Raw genomic sequence first — 13691 nt, 5'->3', positions numbered from 1 at the left:
CGTGAAAAAAACCTGGCTCTCGGCAGGGCAGATCCTGCTCACCCTGATCGTCGTCGTCGTGGCCGCCCTCGTGCTGTGGCGGATCATCAACTACTACATGTTCTCGCCGTGGACACGCGACGGCCACGTGCGCGCCGACGTGATCCAGGTCGCACCCGACGTGGCGGGGCTCATCACCGCGGTGCAGGTCGCCGACAACCAGGAGGTGAAGCGCGGCCAGGTGCTGTTCGTGATCGACCAGGCCCGCTACGCGCTCGCGCAACGGCTGGCCGAAGCGACGCTCGCGCAGCGCCGCGCGACCCTCGCCCAGGCGAAGCGCGAATATGCGCGCAACCAGCAGCTCGGCAACCTGGTCGCCAGCGAACAGGTCGAAGAAAGCCGCACGCGCGTCGAGCAGGGCGAAGCCGCCGTCGCCGACGCGCAGGTGTCGCTCGACACAGCGAAGCTGAACCTGCAGCGCACGACGATCGTGAGTCCCGTCGACGGCTACCTGAACGATCGCGCGCCGCGCGTCGGCGAATACGTGCCGGCCGGCCGCGCGGTGCTGTCGGTCGTCGACCGCAATTCGTTCCGCGTCGACGGCTACTTCGAGGAAACCAAGTTGCGCGGCATCCACATCGGCCAGCCGGTCGACATCGTCGTGATGGGCGAGCCGCGGCCGCTGCGCGGCCACGTGCAGAGCATCGTCGCCGCGATCGAGGATCGCGACCGCACGCAGGGCGCGAACCTGCTGCCGAACGTGAACCCGGCATTCAGCTGGGTGCGGCTCGCACAGCGCGTGCCGGTGCGCGTCGTGCTCGACGAGGTGCCCGACGACTTCCGGATGATCGCAGGGCGCACCGCGACCGTCGCGATGCGCTCGCCCGATGCGCGTCGTGACGACAAGGCGAAGCCGGCTGCCGGCGCTGCCGCGCCGGCGACGGCTTCGGCACCCGCGGGCGCAAGCGCGAAGGGAGCCTCGCAATGAAGCGGCACGGCCTGCGCCTCGCGGCGGCACTCGCGCCACTCGCGCTCGCACTCGGCGCGTGCAAATCCGTCGGCCCCGACTACAGGCTGCCGCAGCAGGCGTACGTGAATGCGCCGCTCGCGAACCATGCGCTCGACGATGCGAACGGCACGCTCGTGTCGCGTGACCCGGTGCCCGGCAACTGGTGGCAGCTGTACGACGACCGCGTGCTCGACGAACTCGTGCGCAGCGCGCTGAAATCGAACACCGACCTGCGCGTCGCCGCGGCCAACCTTGCGCGTTCGCGCGCGGCGCTGGAAGTCGCGAACGAACAGGGCGGCTTTTCCGGCCGCGCGGAAGCCGCCGTGCAGCGCGCGCAGGAATCGGCCGAACAGTATCTGCTCGAAAACAAGCTGCCGGTCGTGAACGAGGGCGCGGTCGGCATCAGCGTGTCGTACGAGCTCGACCTGTTCGGCAAGCTGCGGCGCGGCGTCGAGGCCGCGCGCGCGGACAGCGAAGCCGTGCAGGCGGCCGCCGACCTCGCGCGCATCACGGTAGTCGCGGACGTCGTGCGCGCCTACGTCGAATCGTGCTCCGCCGGCGACGAGCTCGCGATCGCGAAGCAGTCGCTCGCGCTGCAGCAGCAGCGCGTGAAGCTGTCGCAGCGGCTGCGCGACGCGGGGCGCGGCAACCAGACCGACGTCACGCGCGGCGTCACGCAGGTGCGCACGCTCGCGGCCGACATCCCGCGTTTCGAAGGCCGCCGCAAGATCGCGCAGTACCAGCTCGCCGCACTGCTCGCGCGCTCACCCGCCGACCTGCCGAAGGCTGTCGCCGAATGCGAGCGGCTGCCGAAGCTGCGCCAGCCGATTCCGATTGGCGACGGCGCCGCGCTGCTGCGCCGCCGCCCCGACGTGCGCGAGGCCGAGCGCCAGCTCGCCGCCGCGACTGCGCGGATCGGCGTCGCGACGGCCGCGCTGTATCCGTCGGTCAGCATCGGCGCGTCGGCCGGCTCGGTCGGCGTCGCTGCCGACCTGTTCTCATCCACCACCAATCGCTGGTCGTTCGGACCACTGATCAGCTGGTCGTTCCCGGTCAACGGCCAGCGCGCGCGCGTGCGCGAGGCCGAAGCCGCGACCGGTGGCGCGCTCGCGCATTTCGACGGCGTCGTGCTGAACGCGCTGCGCGAAACGCAGTCGAGCCTTGCGACCTATGCTGCCGACGTGCAGCGCACCGATGCGCTGCGCACGGCCTACGAATCGGCGCGCAGTTCCGCTGACGAAACGCACCGGCTTTATACGGCCGGCCGCGAGTCGTTCATCTCCGATCTCGATGCGACACGCACGCTGACGAGCGTGCGCGCGCAGGTCGCCGCGGCCGAGGGCCAGGTCGCCGCCGACCAGGTCAAGCTGTTCCTCGCGCTCGGCGGCGGATGGGAAGGCGATGCTGCGCCCGCTGCGGCGCAGCAGACTTCGGCGGCGGGTACGCCGGCTGCTGCGCCGGCCGCGGCGCCGGCCGCCGCAAAGTGAGCGCGCGCGGGGCGGCAGCCGGCGTGCACGACACGTCTGCCGTCCCGCGCCATCGTGCGCGATTTCGCATGTCCGGTATGTCGATGCCGACGTCGCGCGTCGCCTGCATTGCCGGTAAACTCGTCCGCAGTTTCCGTCATTCGCCGGCCGCCCGTCGGGCCGCCCATTTCCCGGAGAGTCATCATGCGAACCAGCGCCCGTAATCAATTCGCCGGCCAGATCGGCGCCGTCAAGCCCGGTGCGGTCAACGACGAAATCACGCTGCGTACCCAGGACGGCCTCGACATCGTCGCGGTGATCACGCATGGCAGCGTCGCATCGCTGGGCCTCGCGGCCGGCACGAAGGCGTTTGCGCTCGTCAAGGCATCGTCGGTGATCGTGATGGTCGACGTCGACAGCAGCAAGGTGTCGGCCCGCAACTGCGTCTCGGGCACCGTGTCGTCGATCGCGAAAGGCGCGGTCAATTCGGAAGTCGTGATCAAGGCGGTGGGCGGCGCCGAGATCGTCGCGATCGTCACCAACGACAGCGTCGATCGTCTCGGCCTCGCGAGCGGCAAGGCCGCGTCCGCCATCTTCAAGGCGTCGAGCGTGATCGTCGGAGTCGAGTGAGCGCCCTGTCGACCGCACCGACGATCCATCGTGCGCCGCGCCCGCACGCGGCGTGCGACGCTCGACCGGCGCGCGGGCGCACACGATGACGTCCATGCTCGAGCACGCGCATGAGCGCGTATTGCAATCGCTGCTGGCCGGGGCGGCCGACGCCGATTCTCCGGATGCACGTCTGTTCGGCACCCTCGTTGCGGCACGCGCATGCCGCAACGAGCTCGCGCTGCTCGGTCTGTCTCCCGCGCGGTTGAGCGGCCTGCTTGCCCGCCAGTTTCCGCACCTGGGTTCGGACGATGTCGCCGCGCTCGTGTCGGCGACCGCCATCGCGCCGCTGCCGACCGCGCACGCGCAGTTCATCGCGACACTGCACGCGCGGTTGATGCAGGATGCGCATTGCGCCGTCGCACGCGACGATGCCGACTGCGTCGCGACCATCATCGCGCATGCGTGCCTGCGCCCCGATCACCTGTGGCGCGATCTCGGCCTCGACGGACGCGCCGCGGTGTCCGCGCTGCTCGACCGCTATTTTCCCGCGCTCGCCGCACGCAATCTCGCGAACCTGCGCTGGAAGAAATTCCTCGCGCAGGAAGCGGCCGCATCGCTCGGCCTGCCGCCCGGGCCCGCCCCCGGATGCCCGGGCTGCGAGGATTTCGGATTCTGCTTTCCCCCGGGACGATAGTCGCAGCGGCGGCCCGCGGCTTGCCGGTGTGTATCGTTTGACCGTTCATGCGCGACATCCGTCCGCACGTTTTTCCCGCGCGTTCGTTCGATCGCTGCGCCCACTGGAGGAACCGCCTTGACCGACTTTGCGAGTCCCAATCTGCCGTCGCGCGATTTCGAAGTTACGTCGCTTTTCTACGCGAAGCTCGGCTTCGTCGAAACCTGGCGCGACGACGGCTGGATGATCCTGCGGCGCGGCGACCTGCTGCTGGAATTCTTTCCGCACCCCGGTCTCGATCCGGCCACGAGCTGGTTCAGCTGCTGCTTCCGGCTCGCCGACGTCGATGCGTTTTTCGACGCAGTGCTCGCCGCCGGCATTCCCGAGCAAACGACCGGCTGGCCGCGCGTGCATCGGCCGAAACGCGAGGCATGGGGCGGCACCGTCGGCGCGCTGATCGACCCGGACGGGTCGTTGATCCGGTTGATTCAGACGGACGACTGACTCGCCACGGTTCGCCCCGTCGATCGACGCCGAAGCCGTGCAGCGGACACGAGCGACGGCCCCATAAACGGTTACCTTGCGATGCGCGTGGCACACAGCGCGGGGCGTGCGCCCGTGCCGCGCGATCAGTGTCGATGGCGGTGGTGAATATCCGGGAAATGCGCGTGACTGTGCGTGATCGGCAGATGCACGTGCGGATGCGTGTGCGGTTCATCGCCGTCGTACGGGAAGTCGTGCGCGTGCTGATGATGTTCGTCGTGCCGATGCCGGTGCGTATGCTCGAGCCGCTCATGCGCGTGCTCGTGTTCGTGCCGTTCGCGCACATGCAGCCAGATGCCGAGCGCCATCAGCGCGGCCGCGATCCAGAACGTGACCGACGGCAGCGCCGGCCAGATCAGCAACGACAGCACGACGCCGAACAGCGGCGCCACCGAAAAATACGCGCCCGTGCGTGCACTGCCGAGATGGCGCAGCGCGACGACGAACAACACGAGACTGATCCCGTAGCCGCCGAGGCCGGTCAGCATCGCGGCGGCCGTGGCCGGAACGGCGGGCAGCGACGCACCCGTCGCGAGCGCGATGCCGATGTTCACGGGCCCGGCGACCAGGCCTTTCACGCACGCGATGACCATCGCATCGTTCGCGGCGACCTTGCGGGTCAGGTTGTTGTCGATCGCCCAGCACAGGCATGCGCCGGCAATCAGCAGCGCGCCGACCGGCACGCCGGCGCGCCCCGGCACCCACGACAGCAGCGTGCCGCCCGCGACGATCGCAACCATGCCGAGAAACACCTGGAGATCCACGTTCTCGCGAAACACGACCCACGCGATGACCGCCGTCAGCACGCCTTCGAGATTGAGCAGCAGCGCACTCGTGGCGGCCGGCGTGCTCGACAGCCCGAGCATCAGCAGCGCCGGACCCGCGACGCCGCCGGCCGCGATCGCGCCGGCGAGCCACGGCAGGTCCGCGCGCTGCAGCGGCGCTGCGTCCTCGGCCGGCGCGCGGCGGCAGCGCAACCCGCGCAGCAGGATCCCGACGCCCAGGCCGATCCCGCTGCCGAGATAGAACAGGCCCGCGACCATGAACGGCGACATCGCGCCGATCAGTGCCTTGGCGAGCGGCGTCGCGGCGCCGAACAGCGCGGCGGCGGTGAGCGCGACGAGAATCGCGGAATGTCTCGGGTTCATGATGCGGTCTTGGCGTTGGCGTTGGGCGTATGGAATCGGCAGGTTGCGTGCGATGCGGTGGCGCTTGCGGTTTGCCGGTGCCTTTCAATGTCGGGGAATGTCGGACGAATTGCGCAGGCTTTCAGGTACCTGTCGCGTCATGCGCGGGCGGCAACGCAGGCCGGCCCGACGATTCGTGCCGGGGAGATTATCGCGTTTGTGTTGCGGGTCGCCAACTGACGAGCGGCCGGCCGCGACGGCGCATCCGGACATCTCCACGTCCGTCTCTCGAATACGGCCGCACTTCACGCCTGACAACAGTTCCCGTGAGACATATTCGCGTGGGTGCGAATCCGGATTTCATCGCCGATCCGATTACATTAGGAACACGAATTATCGTGATTGAACGCAAGCGGATGTGCGTTGGTCACTCACTCGATGGCGCATGCGTCGATCGTCTGCGCGCAAGCGCGGATACGCAGTCGTGCGGGACGCCCGCCTGTGCATCGTTCTCCGGATGGGACGGCACCGTGCATTCATGATGCGCGCCGACACTCCCCGATGCCTGGTCGCCGCGCGCCCGACGTAAGCGACACGTTTCGCAAGCCGCGTCCGCCGACGTGCTTTCGTCGTCGGTTCGATTGGCAGTTCGATGCTGATCGGGCAAGGCTGACTGGCTGTACGGCCAGCGGTGGCAGTCCCGACCCGCCCAGACAAGGACAGGTCGGTCCGTCTGTGATGCGCGATATGTGCGGTGAAGGCCGGCGCGTCACCGCGCATATCGCGCGGCGACGCATCGCGTGTTACTCGCTCGCGGCCGTTTGCTGCTCGGCCTGCGGTGCTGCGTCGGCCGGTGCTTCCACGGCTGCCGGCTGCGGCGCGGCGGCGTCGGCCTGTGCATCGGCCTTCGGCTGCTGCGGTGCGCCCTTCGCTGCTTGTGCGCCGCCCTTGTTGCCCGGACGACGCGACTTCAGCCGGCGCGCACGCGCGGCGTCGTCATGCGTCACACGTCCGGCTTCGTTACCTTGCAGATCGACCCGCACCGCGTCTTCGACGAGACACGACCAGTAACGATTGCCGCGGCACCACGTGGACATTGCCTCGCGCAGCTCGGCTTCGCTCAGGCCGACGGCTTGCGCCTCGCGGGCGAGATCGTCCCAGATACCGACCTTCAGCGGCACCTTGGGAGCCGGATTCTTCGGGAACGCGCGCGGGAACCGGCGCTGCAGTTTGCCGATTGCGACGATGACCGGATCGACCGGCGTCGACGGCTTCGCCGAAGCGGGCTTCGCGCCGGACGGCGCTTTGGCCCCGGCACCCGATTTGGCCCCACGAGCGGGCCGATCGCCGGACTTCGGCTTCGCGCCTGCGTCCGGTTGCGTAGCCGGTCGCTTCGCGTTGCGCTCCTGCTTGGCCTTGGCTGCGAGCTGCGCCCGCAATTCGGCAAGTTGTTCAAAACCCATAAATTCAATCCACCAGGAATATAAGGTGTGGTTCGTGCGGCCATTCCGCACATCGGCGTTCGCCGCATCGCCTGCGGCTCGACTGCCACCGATGCGGATCATTGCGGGGCCGCATCGCCACCACCACTGTTTCAGGCACCCGGCCACGATGCCGGACAAAGGCAGGAGTGGAAGTATACCGGTACGCGCGGCAGTCGGTTGACTCACCGGTTCGGATTTGACGGATCCGGGTGGCAGGCAAGGCGTCCGCGCAGTCGTGACGCGCATTATGGCGGTGTTTTCGACAGGTATCGACACACGCGTTACGTAGTGTCGCTTTCCGCACTTTCTCGCTTCAGTGCGCTTCACGTGAAAAGCATGTGGCCCGAACATCATCGGCTGCCAGTATCGGCAAAGGTTGACCGGGGCATCGACAAGCTGTTGGTGTCGCTTGGTATCGCTGGGTGTCGCTGCCGCGAACGGCAATGCGGTTCGCTGGAGTGGTGTCCCGCGAATCGTGCGCATCGCTAGCACTCGCGGTCATCGAACGCGGCACACGAGGCGTCGCGCTCCGGTCGTTGCGCACAGTTGCGGCTTCGCGGCGGCCGGCTCGATCGTCGCCAATCAGAACACGCCGAGAGCAAGCCCTGCGGCAAGACCCGCGCCGATCTCCGCGCAGCGCGCGAGATCCTCGCTGCCGATCGTCTTCGGCGCGAGGATGCGCTCCGGTGTCTGCGCATGGGTGCAGACGATCAGGCCCGGCGCCACATTCCTGAGCCGCCATCCGGTCGCGATCCGGTCGATCTGGCGCAGCGCGTTCTGTCCGTCGCTGCCTGCGCAGATCATCGCCGCATACGGACGGCCGTTCACCCGATCGAGTGCCGCGTAGTAACAGCGATCGAAGAAATCCTTCATCAGCCCGGACATCGCGGCGAGATTTTCCGGCGTCGCGAAGAGGTAGGCGTCGGCGGCGAGCACGTCATCCGCGCTCGTCGCATCCGCACGCTGCAACCTGACGTCGACGCCGGGTTGCTGGCGCGCGGCATCCGCGGCCGCCTCGGCCATCTGCTGCGTGCCTCCGGTCATCGTGTGATAGACGATCAACAGCGTCTTCATCGGGGTTCGCTCGCGTTCGGTTTCAAATGCGGCCGCCGCACACGTCGGTAAGGCTCAAACGGACTACGTCGACGTGTGTGCCCGGGCCTGCGTTCTTCCGCTGTCGAATGGCAGATTCTTCGAGGCGGCAGACGCAGCGCACATCGAGTATATCGACGCGCCTGTTCCACTCCGCGCTTCGCACGATGTGCGGTCAGTCCTGCCCGACGCTCGCATCGGCGCGGTCCGCATGCGCGTAGTACGCGAGAAACATGTCGGCGGCCGTTTCCGCAACCTTCTTCTGCTCCCGCACACCGAGCGGCGGCTGGCCCATCGTCACCTGCGGCCAGAACGCGAACGCTTTCACGATTCCGTGCAGCTGATGCGCGGCGAATACCGGATCGGTCACCGTCAGCCGGCCGGCCGCAGCGGCCGCGCGAATCCAGACCGTCACGTCTTCTTCGCGCTCGCCCATGCGCTCGACCATGTCGCGCGCGCGTTCCGGCGAGTGGATGGCCGCACCGATCGCGACGCGTGCGAGTGCGAGAAACGCTTCGTCGTTCAGCAACCGCAATTTGCGGCCCAGCAGCGCGAGCAGTTGATCGCGCAACGGCACGTCGGCGCAGTAAGCCGGCGCGCCGGCGGTAAGTGTCGCGTCCCACAGCTGATGCAGGATCGCCGCGAACAATGCTTCCTTGCCCGGGAAGTGGTTGTAGACGGTGCGCTTCGACACGTCGGCGCGCGCGGCAATGCGATCCATGCTGGTTGCGTCATAGCCGGCCGCGAGAAATTCCTCGATCGCCGCGGTGAGTATTGCCGCACGCTTTCGGTCGGTCAGGCGCTGAGGAGAAGTGCTCGTATCCATACAAAAAATTCTACACCGCCGAGTTTACTTTTCCCAGGGATAAACTACACTGCTCGGTATACTTTTATTTCCGGACGAATCGACATGGCTTCGCCTCTCGTTTTTCTTCATCGCGTACTGGGTTTCGCCGCCGCCAGGCGTGGCCGCACGCTGTCCGGCGAGTCGCCGCAGCACAACGGCGAACGCTTCAGCAACGTCGCACCGCGACCGGTCGAAGGCTTCGGCAAGACGCTGGGTATCGCATGGAACATGCTGGTCAACAAGCCGCGCAACACGGTTCCGACAGGCGCATTGCCCATCGATTCACTGACCCGCGAGCAACTCGACGCGGCCCCCGACCGCAGCCTGTATCGGCTGGGGCATTCAACGTTATTGTTGAAACTGCGCGGTGAGTTCTGGCTGACCGATCCCGTGTTTGCCGAGCGTGCATCGCCGTTCCGGCGCGTCGGCCCCAAGCGCTTCCATGCGCCGCCGATTGCGCTCGAGTACCTCCCGCCGTTGCGCGGCGTGATCCTGTCTCACGATCACTACGATCACCTCGACCGCGACACGGTGCTCGCGCTTGCGGCCACCACCGGCGTGTTCGTCACGACGTTGGGCGTCGGCGACCGCCTGATCGAATGGGGTATCGACTCGCAGAAGGTACGGCAGCTCGACTGGTGGCAGAGCATCGACGTCGACGGCCTGACGCTGATCGCGACACCGGCGCAGCACTTCTCCGGGCGCAGCCTGTTTGACGGCAACAGCACGCTGTGGGCGTCGTGGGTCGTCGTCGACGACGATCTGCGCGTGTTCTTCAGCGGCGACACCGGCTATTTCGACGGTTTCCGGACAATCGGCGAGCGTCTTGGGCCCTTCGACGTGACGCTGATCGAGACCGGCGCATACGACCCGCAATGGCCTTACGTGCACATGCAGCCGGAAGAAACCGTGCAGGCGCATATCGACCTGCGCGGTCGCACGCTGATGCCGATTCACAATGGCACGTTCGATCTCGCGATGCATCGTTGGCAAGAGCCGTTCGAACGCGTCACCGCGCTGGCAATGGTGCGTGGCGTCGAGCTGTCAACGCCCAGGATGGGCGAGCGACTCGATCTGAATAAGCCGCATCGCGGCGAGCGGTGGTGGCGATCGGTCGATGAGCCGGCAAAGACTTCCGAAACGAAGACACGCCGGTGGCAACCCTGCGCGTCGCAAGCGACGAAGTAGGTTCGATGGCCGCGACGGTTTCTGGGCGAGAACGTCGCGGCGGTGAATTTTCGTCGCGATACGGGGTTGATGGTCGGTGAGGCCGGAAATCTGACCTTCCACACTATCCAGATAGACACGGCCAGCCCGACGATGGCAATGCACCTTATCTTCTTGATGCAGTTTTCTGCAGATCCCCGTTTCGTATGCGCTGCGATAGACATTGGCCAAGCCCCTCGGAGACGTTCATCCGAGGCTGTCTACAGAATCAGCATTAGTTCGACGCAGTCTTTGGACGCCCGGTAAATTCAACATCGGCCCGGCGCCCGCTTCGATTTCTCCCAACCCCCGTGGATTCGCAATCCGGCACCGCCGGGGCAGCGCGTTGTCACGTGACAACTGGCGATGAAGAGGGGCGTCGCATCTCTTGAATCCCGGGTCTGTTCGGCGACGTCGCAGTTCGACGGCGTGTCGATTGTCTTCGCAGAGCGAAACGTATTGAAAACCACAAAACACGTTTTCATTGATACGGTTTGACCTCGCTTTTCATCGCTTGAACCCAATAGGACGCTCGAGATCCATGCGCCCCCATTTTACCCATCAATCACGTTCAGTTCGCGTGAAACAACATGAAGAAAGTGGCGCAACTGATTGCTAGACAAAGGTTTACGGAGACGAACCGTTTTAGAGAAATGTTTCACGACCCTGTCGATTCGCGTCATCTCGCCTCGTTGACATGCATGAATTCGCCCCAAAAGCCGTCGCGCGATCAGGATACGTGAAACGACGTCGCTACCCGCCACCATTGAATCACTCGTCGACGCAACAAAGCTCCGAATATCAACCCTCCCCGTGCCACGTCGTCGTGGCAAGGGGGAGCGCAGACCGGGGGCAATTTATTGGGGCCACATCATGGTCACCAAAGTTCCCATCCGACATGCCGTGAGAGATCGAGAGTCCGCACAGTACAAGAATGCTAGAGGATGGCCGAGCCGCCCGGCCAGTACCGCTCGCTCGCACATATCACTCGCACGTTCCAACTCGCTAATTTGGCTCCCAATGAAGACGCCGCATCGGTGTGAAGCAGGTAATTCCGACACGAGACCTCAGCGGTTGTCACGTGACAACCATGCGACTCGAACGGCTCCCCCATCCATGACCTGGTCCAATCGGCCACGTCACTTCACATATCGCACGGATTTCTTCACGCTAGCAAGCTCTCTAGTAAGTGCATTGAGGCAAGCGAACCCGCCCGGAATCACAACTGAGGCGGGTTGTCACGTAACAACCACGTCCGTCGCAGTCGCAGTCGCAGTCGCAGTCGCAGTCGCAGTCGCAGTCGCAGTCGCAGCACCAGCACCAGCACCAGCACCAGCACCAGCACCAGCACCAGCACCAGCACCAGCACCAGCACCAGCACCAGCATATCTGAGTGCAACAGCGGCAATGACGAAAGAGGAAGAAAGAATCCCCACGAGTCCACCGCGCGTCGAGTCTGCATACTCCCCGTCGGCGGGCATTTGCGATCCTAGTCATCCGCATCGACTTGTCACGTGACAACTGCAGATCCCGACGCTGTTCAAGTTCGCAAGTAGTTGGAAAACTTGTCCCGCATTTTCAGGTCGACAACAAAATCACCCTTAGAAACCGCACCGCGATTCTTGTCGCTTCCGCCGCTGAATTCCCCACCACTCCATCGGCACTTACCATCTCAAACGACGTGTTGTCCGTTTTTATTTTTCAGTCGATTTGAACTCAAGAAATAATCTGCTAGCCATTTGGCCTGCTTGTCACGTGACAACCACATTGATCAGAAAATTTCTTGGCGCATCTAACACTTTTCTGGACTTTTCAACAACAACTGCATATATTACGCAAAACTCCTTGGAGGAATTTAATGGCTTTCAAGATCGCCGTTAGTAATCAAAAAGGTGGTACTGGAAAGACGACCATCTCCGTCAATATCGCGGCGGCCTTCGAGGCTGGCGGCAACAAAGTCGCCTTGATCGATGCCGACCCTCAAGGCACGTCAGTCAGATGGGTCACAAGCGGGGAAAATACGCTCCCGATGACGGTTCTGTCTTTGGCCCCCGCCGGTCGCGGCATCGGCGGCGAGATCAAGAAGCAGGATGCAAATTTCGATGTGATCGTCGTGGACTGCCCGGGCAACCTCGAAGACCCGCGCATCGCGTCCGTGCTGGAAGTCGCCGATTTCTGCCTCGTCCCGCTGTCCCCGTCGCCCGCCGACCTGTACAGCACCGTCGCGATGATTCGGATGATCGAGTCGATGCGTGCCGTTCGGAACCCGAATTTGTCTTCCGCGCTGATGCTGAATAGCGTCAATGGAAAAACTAAAATGCGTGAAGAAATTTTAAAAATTCTAAAGGCTGAAGAAATAGGGGAGCATCTGCTCGACAGCCAGATCGCGCAGCGAGAGGTCTACCGGCAGACGTTCGCCCTCGGCACCACGATCCACCATCACAATCGATACCTGAAGGGACTGAAGGAAGCCCGCGCGGAAATCGAGCGGCTGGTCACCGAAATGGCCCAATACATCGCGTCGACGCGCGCTACCGGAGCCGCTCATGGCTAAGGACACCTCAAAAGAGAAGAAGCCGACCGGCAACCTGCACCTCGCGGCCGGCCTGCTGCGCGGGCTCGCGCAGGAAAACGCGGCGCTCGAAACGCGCCTGCCGGAGCCGGTGCCCGCGTCGAATCCCGCCGCCGAAGCCGCTTCCCCCGTCGCCCCCGCCTCGACCACGTCCGCCGACGCGATCGACCTCGGCGCGCCGCAGAAAGTCGCGGTCAAGGACTGCATCCCGAACCCGTTCAACCCGCGCGTGTTCTATTCGGAATCGAGCCTGCACGAGCTCGCACTGACACTGAAGCGGGAAGGGCAGATCGAGCCGATCAAGGTCACGCGGCTCCCGGAGTTTCCCGGCAAGCTCGTCGTGATCGACGGGCAACGCCGCCTGCGCGCGACGAGCATCAACGGCGACGAGACGATCAACGCGACGTTTCGCACGGACCATACGCCCGAGCAGCTCTACACGATCGCGTATCGCGCCAACCACGACCACGAGCGCCAGACGATCTTCGACGATGCGGTCGCGTGGAAGCGTCTTCTCGACGAAAAGGTCTTCCCCGACCAGAACACGCTCGCGGAAAAGATCGGCAAGGACAAGGCATCGATCAGCAAGACGCTGTCGCTGAACGCTCTGCCCAACACGCTGCTCGAACGGATGGCCAGCGCGAACGATGTGGTCGGCCTGCAGGCGGCGTACTTCCTGAAGCTGATTTTCGAGCGCCTGGGCGAACCGGCTGCCGACCGGCTGCTCACCGCGGTGATCGACCGGAAAAAGTCGGTGCGCGACCTCGAGAATTTCCTGCGCGCGCAGAGCGACGGCAACAAGAAGGCGGGGCGCACGCGCTACAGCGTCCGTCACGATTTCGCGCTCGAATCACGCGCGATCGGTCAGCTGAAGACCTATCCGGACGGGCGTCTGGATCTGCAACTGAAGGGAGTCGATGCGTCTCACCAGGAAGCACTCGCCGACCGGCTCAAGACCGTAATCGACGCGTACGTCGCCGAACTGGCAGAAGCCGCGCAAAAGTAGGTGCGCCAAGACAAAGGCCCCGCGCCTGCACGGCACCGCGCAACCGGATGAAGTCCGGCGCGTGGCGCATGCCAG

At 65.0% G+C, this 13691-nt stretch carries 13 protein-coding genes; 8 read left to right on the top strand and 5 right to left on the bottom strand.

Annotated features, from left to right (window positions below; genetic code table 11):
- Position 1 precedes the first annotated feature (1 nt).
- The 5 genes from DIE16_RS27700 (at position 2) to DIE16_RS27680 (ending at position 4243) form a co-directional block, all read left to right on the top strand.
- The gene (locus tag DIE16_RS27700; protein WP_124893809.1) at positions 2-967 is read left to right on the top strand and encodes an HlyD family secretion protein; all 966 of its coding nucleotides are present in this window, start codon (positions 2-4) and stop codon (positions 965-967) included.
- Positions 964-2475, top strand: coding sequence for an efflux transporter outer membrane subunit (locus tag DIE16_RS27695; RefSeq protein WP_124893808.1), 1512 nt, complete (start codon positions 964-966; stop codon positions 2473-2475). The genes DIE16_RS27700 and DIE16_RS27695 overlap by 4 nt, the downstream gene beginning before the upstream one ends.
- A gap of 183 nt (positions 2476-2658) precedes the next feature.
- A complete protein-coding gene (locus tag DIE16_RS27690; protein WP_124893807.1) occupies positions 2659-3084 on the top strand; it encodes a molybdopterin-binding protein in 426 nt (141 codons plus the stop codon).
- Between the two features lie 85 nt (positions 3085-3169).
- Entirely contained in the window at positions 3170-3760 is a 591-nt protein-coding gene (locus DIE16_RS27685) for a nitrogen fixation protein NifQ (RefSeq protein ID WP_124893806.1), read from the top strand.
- Between the two features lie 117 nt (positions 3761-3877).
- Entirely contained in the window at positions 3878-4243 is a 366-nt protein-coding gene (locus tag DIE16_RS27680; RefSeq protein ID WP_124893805.1) for a bleomycin resistance protein, read from the top strand.
- Between the two features lie 125 nt (positions 4244-4368).
- On the opposite strand, the gene DIE16_RS27675 is transcribed toward DIE16_RS27680, so the two are convergent.
- The 4 genes from DIE16_RS27675 to DIE16_RS27660 all read right to left on the bottom strand — a co-directional run bounded on the left by DIE16_RS27675 (position 4369) and on the right by DIE16_RS27660 (position 8811).
- Positions 4369-5430, bottom strand: a complete 1062-nt coding sequence (locus DIE16_RS27675) for a DMT family transporter (protein ID WP_124893804.1) — start codon at positions 5428-5430, stop codon at positions 4369-4371.
- A gap of 782 nt (positions 5431-6212) precedes the next feature.
- Positions 6213-6872, bottom strand: a complete 660-nt coding sequence (locus tag DIE16_RS27670) for a ProQ/FinO family protein (protein WP_044849165.1) — start codon at positions 6870-6872, stop codon at positions 6213-6215.
- A gap of 603 nt (positions 6873-7475) precedes the next feature.
- Positions 7476-7967 carry a flavodoxin family protein gene (locus tag DIE16_RS27665; protein WP_044849164.1) on the bottom strand — a complete coding sequence of 164 codons (492 nt, stop codon included), beginning with the start codon at positions 7965-7967 and terminating at the stop codon, positions 7476-7478.
- 193 nt (positions 7968-8160) lie between these two features.
- On the bottom strand, positions 8161-8811 hold the full coding sequence (locus DIE16_RS27660) for a TetR/AcrR family transcriptional regulator (RefSeq protein ID WP_124893803.1): 651 nt from the start codon (positions 8809-8811) through the stop codon (positions 8161-8163).
- An 84-nt stretch (positions 8812-8895) separates the two neighbouring features.
- On the opposite strand from DIE16_RS27660, the gene DIE16_RS27655 reads away from it, so the two are divergent.
- A complete protein-coding gene (locus DIE16_RS27655) occupies positions 8896-10020 on the top strand; it encodes an MBL fold metallo-hydrolase (RefSeq protein ID WP_124893802.1) in 1125 nt (374 codons plus the stop codon).
- Between the two features lie 1237 nt (positions 10021-11257).
- Here DIE16_RS27655 and DIE16_RS36760 read toward each other — a convergent pair.
- A complete protein-coding gene (locus tag DIE16_RS36760) occupies positions 11258-11500 on the bottom strand; it encodes a hypothetical protein (protein ID WP_185735524.1) in 243 nt (80 codons plus the stop codon).
- A 396-nt stretch (positions 11501-11896) separates the two neighbouring features.
- Between DIE16_RS36760 and DIE16_RS27645 the strand changes: the two genes are divergently transcribed.
- Positions 11897-12592 (top strand): ParA family protein, encoded by a 696-nt coding sequence (locus DIE16_RS27645; protein WP_011879640.1) that lies wholly within the window; start codon positions 11897-11899, stop codon positions 12590-12592.
- Entirely contained in the window at positions 12585-13616 is a 1032-nt protein-coding gene (locus DIE16_RS27640; protein ID WP_124893800.1) for a ParB/RepB/Spo0J family partition protein, read from the top strand. Before DIE16_RS27645 ends, DIE16_RS27640 begins: the two co-directional genes overlap by 8 nt.
- Positions 13617-13691: the final 75 nt, after the last annotated feature.

It is taken from the genome of Burkholderia sp. Bp9090, from assembly GCF_003857985.1.
Taxonomy (GTDB): domain Bacteria; phylum Pseudomonadota; class Gammaproteobacteria; order Burkholderiales; family Burkholderiaceae; genus Burkholderia.
Note: the sequence above shows the minus strand (reverse complement) of the source record. Positions and strands in the feature narration are given on the sequence as shown.